The organism is Hoylesella enoeca JCM 12259, assembly GCF_000613405.1.
Classification (GTDB): Bacteria; Bacteroidota; Bacteroidia; order Bacteroidales; family Bacteroidaceae; genus Prevotella; species Prevotella enoeca.
On record NZ_BAIX01000088.1, the window covers coordinates 1 to 2,664 of the forward strand.

Below are 2,664 nucleotides of genomic sequence, written 5' to 3' on the forward strand. Positions count from 1 at the left end.
AAAAAAGCAAATATAACCAGCAGCGCATCGATGCAAAAGAACTCCAATTCTCTTGCATCTTTTAAACGCTTTATATTTGCATATCTCGGAAAAGATCTTAACACACACACACACACACACACACACATCGCACCTGGCGTAGACACCTTCACGGCTTTATCTTACGCGCGCGCGTAAGGAGACAGTTGAACACCAATAAACAAAGGGCTACCGAGAGTTCCCTTTGTTCTTCTTTTTATGCCCTTTTGCCAACCGAGCAAGGGGGAAATTTTCACGAATTATTCACTCAAAACAACACGAAATAATGAAGAAACAAGTAGAGAGTTTAATGGCTTATCTGAAGCCCGAATGCCATGTCGTCGAAGCGGCGACAGAGCAATTTGTTTGTACGTCGGTGCGCCCGCACCCCGGTTCGCAAGAAGAGGATTGGGATCCGGATGAAGATGTCGACGGAGGAGAATATGAATTTGAGTAGTAAGTAGAAAGTAAAACAAGACAACAACATGAAGAAGTATATATTTTTAAGCGCAGCGCTGCTGTTATTCACAGCGAGCTGCAGCAATGACGAGAATAACGAACAGAAAGAACCTACACAAGCTGTACAATTCAGCTTTACCAACGAAGATTTCGGCGAGGATGAAGCCGTAACACGCGCCAACGCAGCAGGAGCGAAGCCGCAGATCGTTGACCTGGGCGATTGTGAAGCCGAGATAACGGTAGAGAGTGAACCAGCAGCAAAGACGCGCGGCGCACTGACGCCCGCCAACGGGCACTACACCATCCGTGCTTACCAAGCCGGCGCACTCAAAGACGAAATGAAAGGCACGTTTAGCGGCGGCACATTCACGCCTGACGCCAGCTCCAGTAAGAAACTCATGCTCCCATACGGCACCTACGACTTTGTTGCCTTTAACGACGACGTAACCGTCAGCGGCACGAACCTAACCACCACACGTGCTAAAGCAGAAACTGCGCGCATGGGCTTTGCCACGGTTACTATCACTGGCCCTACACCCATACAAGTGCAATTCACGATGAAGCACGTCGGTTGCCGTCTGCGCACGCAATTCGTTTGCAAGAAAGACATGCCAAGCAATATCACCGCTACGCTTGAAGCTACGGCTTCCAACGTAATCCCCACAAGTGTAGTCTACAATCCAACAACAAAGTCTTACATCGGTACCAACGGAGCCATAGCTCCAGAAACCAACAATTCTCCAGCCAGCACCGAAACAAAATACGTAGCTTCGAATTATGGGGAAAACTATTCCTATACTTCTACATGTGCTGATTATCATTACTTCCTCCCAACTACCGAGGGCAATAAACTTAAACTAAACTTTTCAGCCGGCACCGTATTTTGGAAACCGCTCACAGGAACTATTCCACAACTCAGTGCCACCTTATTAATGCAACCAGGTAAGTCATATTTCGTCAAAATCAAGCTAAAACCGCAGTTCACTTATTTAATGAGCGACGGTACCACTGGCTACTTTAAAGAAACAACATCGGGTGGCGGCACCAAAACACCCGTTGCGGTAGTTCTAGATAAAGATAGCCATATAGGTGTAGCTCTACATGGATTATCGGTAATGCGTTGGTGTAAAGAAACTAGCCCATATTATTATACGCAGGCCAACACACACATGGTGACAAATCTTGCTGATGCATTAAACAGCCTGGCTACAAGCGGCTATGATGAGACATGGGATCCAAACTACAGTACAAGTGCTGTAACCGGCAATAAGGTGAAGGGGTTGAATCCTGACTTCCCTGCCTTTAAGAACGCAGCCGACTATGATCCTGGCGTAACTTATACCGGTACTCCTGCATTGAAATGGTACTTACCATCGCTGAGCGATTTTAAATGGGTTTATCCTTTGGGTTTCGGCGATAAAACGGAAATGACTCAAATTAATCACCAATATGTCTGGTATGGTAATTTAGCTAGTCTTGCTTTTGAACAAATACCCGGCAATTGGGGCCTACCAACTGCTCCATATCTAGCAAGTACAGAATGCGATTCCTCCGAGCATGGCGTCGCCTTTTGTTACTTTAAACATATAGAGTTCTATACATACAATAAATACATTCATTTTAATAACGTCCGCCCCTTCGTGAAGTATTAATCTCAGCGTAGGGGTACGACGGGCCCAAATCAGTGATGGGAAGCTGTCGTACCCCTACGACGAGCAGAAAACAGTAAAAAGAGCGCGGCGTAGGGGTACGCGAGGCAGAAATCAGTGCCGGGAACCTGTCGTACCTCTACGCCGAGCTAAAAACGGTAAATTGGGCACGGCGTAGCCCTACGCCGACCTCGAAACAAAGAAAACGGCCTTTCAAACCTTTTATAAACTATAAATATTAACTTCCTAAACAACAAAACTATGAAATTAAAAGATTTTATGAGAAGTCGGCTCCAAAACATGGAGCATTATCAGTTTGCTGACCGCGTGCTACAGCTTTGCAAGGAAGCGAATGTGCCGAAACTAACTGCTGTGTTGGGGCCGCTCACGGCTGCCGTGGCTAAGGAAGATTTGGCACTCAACCAGCCCCGCGTGCTCGACGGCACCGAAGAACTCGAGTTGCTCGACAACGCGCGCGATAATGCTTATTATGCCTTGAGCCTGCTCGTCGAAATGCAGAAACGAAGCGAGGATAAGG

2 protein-coding genes and 1 pseudogene are annotated in these 2,664 nt (G+C 46.9%); all 3 read left to right on the forward strand.

Annotated features, from left to right (window positions below):
* Window positions 1-304 precede the first annotated feature (304 nt).
* The gene (locus JCM12259_RS16835) at window positions 305-475 is read left to right on the forward strand and encodes a hypothetical protein (RefSeq protein WP_156409629.1); all 171 of its coding nucleotides are present in this window, start codon (window positions 305-307) and stop codon (window positions 473-475) included.
* 28 nt (window positions 476-503) lie between these two features.
* The gene (locus tag JCM12259_RS12575; RefSeq protein WP_025066702.1) at window positions 504-2,129 is read left to right on the forward strand and encodes a hypothetical protein; all 1,626 of its coding nucleotides are present in this window, start codon (window positions 504-506) and stop codon (window positions 2,127-2,129) included.
* Window positions 2,130-2,387: 258 nt separating this feature from the next.
* A pseudogene (locus JCM12259_RS15585) lies at window positions 2,388-2,664 on the forward strand (DUF6261 family protein); the annotation flags it as partial.